The sequence below is a fragment of the Rhizobium sp. RHZ01 genome (assembly GCF_014851595.1).
GTDB lineage: Bacteria > Pseudomonadota > Alphaproteobacteria > Rhizobiales > Rhizobiaceae > Rhizobium > Rhizobium altiplani.
The window spans coordinates 1-296 of sequence record NZ_JACUZZ010000135.1; the positions used below are offsets into that span (position 1 = coordinate 1).

1 pseudogene is annotated in these 296 nt (G+C 59.8%); it reads left to right on the forward strand.

The features are described from left to right. Positions 1-296 (forward strand): annotated as a pseudogene (locus tag IB248_RS31160) (ISNCY family transposase); the annotation flags it as partial.

Sequence of the window (296 nt, forward strand, 5' to 3'; positions counted from 1 at the left end):
TTCTTGCCGGACTTCGTGGAGGACTACAACGCGCGGTTTGCGATCGTCCCTGCCCGGTGTGATGACCTGCATCGGCCGATGAATCTGGCGCCGGATCGATTGCAAGAGATCCTCTGCAAGCGCGAGCAGCGCTATGTCGGTGCGCAGCTGACGTTCTCGTTCGAGCGCAAGCGGATCATGCTGGAGGAGACAGAGGTGACGCGTGGTTTGGTCGGTCGCTATGTCGAGACCTATGCCTATGCGGACGGTCGGCTGGATGTGCGTTGGAAAGGCTATTGCCTGCCCTACTCGGTGTT